The sequence below is a fragment of the Alphaproteobacteria bacterium genome, from assembly GCA_019695395.1.
GTDB lineage: Bacteria > Pseudomonadota > Alphaproteobacteria > JAEUKQ01 > JAIBAD01 > JAIBAD01.
Map to the genome: position 1 here is coordinate 1 of JAIBAD010000074.1, position 3,569 is coordinate 3,569.

Consider the following 3,569-nt stretch of genomic DNA (forward strand, 5'->3'; position numbering starts at 1 on the left):
CTAGGCTTTAGGGTTAAAAAATTGTTTACCTGTTATTACTCTACATCCTAAAATAGAAAAACTTTATGGTATGTTGACCATAAAAAATAAGAGATTCTGTTGGAGGTGATTTTGAAGAAATACTTGTTATTGATGCATGGTTTCATAGAAATACTTCATGATATTTAGATCGTGCAGTAAGAAAGTTGGTTACCATTGAAATGGATCATGAATATGGCATCTGTTGACAATACTTTTTACAATTCTATTTTTTTAGTTGTAGCTAGATTTTTTTCAGATTTTGGCGCTTTTCTTAATATGGTGGCTTTAAGTAGTTATACCTATATGCTAGGCCAGAATGCAGTTTTAGTTGGTATTGTTTTAACAGGGCGCGTTTTAGGTGGTATAACTGCCAGCCTTGGCAGTACCAATATATTTAGAAAATATCCAGGTGCTATGCCTTTGGCTTTAACTGATATGCTACGGGCAGGTGCATTATCATTAATTATAATTATTCCTCAACATAATCATCTTTTAATTTTGCCATTGGTTGCTTTTGTTTTGGGATTTGGGAATACAATTTTTTCTGTTGGTCTGAACAGCCAAATTCCATATTTGGTTAAAGATAATTCTATCATTAAAATAAACAGCCTTTTGACATCTTTTTCATCTTTGGGGACAGTTTTAGGGAGCTTGTCAGCTGGGGTTATTCTTATTTATTCCAGTTATAGTGGCTTATTTGGTATTAATATGGTGGTTTATATTGTGGCCGCTTTTTTAATTTTACCTTTGCGTTTTAATTTCAATCGGTATGTTGGAAAAAATATTCCCAAATTTATTCAAGAATGGCGTTTGCTTATCCAAGGGCTTAAAGGATTTCCCATTTTATTACTTGTACTTATTGTAGCCTTAACTGATACACTAGGAAGCGCGGCCCATAGTGTGGGATTGCCTATTTTTTCAAAAATTATTAATGACCAAGAACCAGAAAAAATTATGGGGTATATTTTGGCGATATGGGCGATAGGTAAATTCATGGGTGCCCAATTTACCAACACATTAAATAGATATTTGGGGACGGATTTACAAAAACAAATCAGATTAATGGAATATATATTCTTTGCTTCTATCGCTTTAATGTCATTGGGTTTTATTGCTGTTTTTCAATTTAATCATTTATTACCTATTTTAATTGCTGCCTTTTTTGCAGGGATAGGGGATGGTTTTGCCGAGGTTGCTGTGATAACCCGTGTTCAAAAAACGGATGAAACAATTCGCTTACCTGCCTTTAGTTTATTGCGCATGATGCAATCTGTTGGATTTGCCATAGGCATGTTAATTAGTTCATTCTTTTTTGAATTTATGTTTCCAGCATATGTTGTTCTTATTTTTCATGGCGTTCCTTTAGTCATGACATTGGTAAGTCTCTATAAAACCTACCTTTATTATAAAAAAAATTAATAATTAACTATTTATTAACCAATATTAATTATTATTAACTTTTATAATTATGCAATAAAGGGAAAAATAATGCAAAAATCAGAAAATAAAAAGACACGCAATTTACTATCTAATCAATTAGCTAGTACTGATGACAATTTGATTAATTTGACATCATTAAGATTACCTTATGCTCAAGATGGATGGGCTTCTTTAACTTATACAGGTGATAATGGTGATAACACGGTACTTGGTGAATTTGATCAAGAAAATAGTTTGTTTGGCAATGATGGGGATGATTTTTTAGTTGGTGGTGATCTTGATGATGAACTAAATGGGGGGACAGGCAATGATGTTTTAGTAGGTTTAAATGGTGATGATAAAATAATAGGAGATGATGGGAATGACACCCTCTATGGTTATGAAGGCGATGATCAGATGTGGGGTGAAGAGGGTAATGATACGTTAAAAGGTGGAGATGGGGATGATTATGTAGATGGTGGTGGTGGATATAATACTATGTATGGGGGGAAGGGTAATGATCATTTAGTTACAGCAGCAGGTTGGTCATACACCCAAGATAATACTATGTACGGTGAAGATGGTAATGATAGAATTATAGATGGAGATGGAAATAGTATTTTATATGGTGGTCAAGGTAAGGATGAAATATCTGGGGGTAGAGGTCATGATTTTATTACAGGCGATGAAGGAGATGATGAATTAGAAGGTGAAGATGGTAATGATACATTAATGGGTGGTGTGGGTAATGACCTCTTGGCACCTGAGGGTTATAATGCTGAATATTATAAACAGCTTGAAAAGAGTGGTGGAAAATTACCTGTAGCAGATGGAAATGTCGAATATGACCGTGTAGACGGTGGAGATGGCTTGGACACATTAGTCCTTGAAGCTCATAATACCCAATATTCTTATAAATTTGATGAACAAACTCATACAGTTTATTTTTATAGCCGTTACAAGGTTAATTCTAACGGTTCTTCTTATGAACGTGATACATGTGAAATGAATACCAACATTGAATATGTTTATTTTGGAGATTACTACACCACCACTTACCCACATACTCCAGATATCGTAGGTCTTGATTTTGATGCTTTAATGAAAGCTGGGCTTTTATCAAAAACGAGCGAAAATGTTGGACAATTGGTGGATCGGTTAAAATCAACAATGGGTGGATTTGGTATTCTTACAGGACCCATTCCAGATCCAATACCCCATAGTGGTAGTTTAGTTTTTGAACCCATTACAAAACCATTACCTTAATATTGGTAAAGGCTTTGCAGAATATTTATGTAAAGCCTTTATATTAATATCAAAGCTTGGATTTTTTATATTACTTTAATTTTTGATACTTTAATCAGTGCAAAAATTTGTTGGGTTGTTTTTAGATTTAAATCTTTTAATGCTTGTTTGCTGATAATGGACCATATTGTCTCGGATGATGTATTGCCCATAGATAATTTAACCAGCATTAATGTTTGATCAATTTCTGTTATTTCTTCAACAATTCCTGGAAGGGTATTTTCAATACTTGTCATCAAAGGTGGGATAATGGCCAAATTTACATCTTGGGCATTTATTTTACAATGTAAAGATTCACCAATTCCCCTATCGATCTGGGGAATCATAAAAAAGCCAGCAGATGCAGAGACATGGGTTAATCCCATAGATGGATCATGTTTTTCAATTGTGACCTTAAGATCATTTTGAATAGTATGTTTGGCTAATAATAAATCTTTGATAGATAAATCTTGATTATTATTTTCTTGATTAATTAACGTACCATGTTCAACTTTGTTCAAAGATGACGAAATATGAATTAATTCATCAACATCATGCGTAATATAAATTATAGGAATATTAAGCAAATTTGGTATTTGTTCAATATAATTTAAAATTTTATATTTTAATTGCGTATCGATGTTGGTTAATGGTTCGTCCATAATAATTGCTTGAGGATTGGCTAATAAGGCACGGCCTAGGGACACCAGACGTTTTTCACCCCCAGAAAGGTATTCTGGTTTGCGCTTAAGAAAATTATCCAGATTTAATAATTTTATAATATCATCGGGGTGAAGTTTCCTTTGATCAACAGCGCAACGTTTATAACCGTAAATTAAATTTTT

Annotated in this window: 3 protein-coding genes; 2 read left to right on the top strand and 1 reads right to left on the bottom strand. The window is 33.3% G+C overall.

Annotated features, from left to right (window positions below; translation table 11 throughout):
* The first annotated feature begins 213 nt into the window (after positions 1–213).
* Both K1X44_08940 and K1X44_08945 read left to right on the top strand, forming a co-directional pair.
* Entirely contained in the window at positions 214–1,440 is a 1,227-nt protein-coding gene (locus K1X44_08940; protein MBX7147411.1) for an MFS transporter, read from the top strand.
* 69 nt (positions 1,441–1,509) lie between these two features.
* The gene (locus K1X44_08945) at positions 1,510–2,706 is read left to right on the top strand and encodes a hypothetical protein (protein ID MBX7147412.1); all 1,197 of its coding nucleotides are present in this window, start codon (positions 1,510–1,512) and stop codon (positions 2,704–2,706) included.
* 65 nt (positions 2,707–2,771) lie between these two features.
* Here the strand turns inward: K1X44_08945 and K1X44_08950 are convergent.
* Positions 2,772–3,569, bottom strand: a 798-nt coding sequence (locus K1X44_08950) for a TOBE domain-containing protein (GenBank protein MBX7147413.1), incomplete at its 5' end; no start/stop codon positions are given.

What these genes read in the sequence shown, in the direction of transcription:
- K1X44_08945 (MBX7147412.1), top strand. Translation starts at nt 1,510, where the DNA reads ATGCAAAAATCAGAAAATAAAAAGACACGCAATTTACTATCTAATCAA.
- K1X44_08940 (MBX7147411.1), top strand. Translation starts at nt 214, where the DNA reads ATGGCATCTGTTGACAATACTTTTTACAATTCTATTTTTTTAGTTGTA.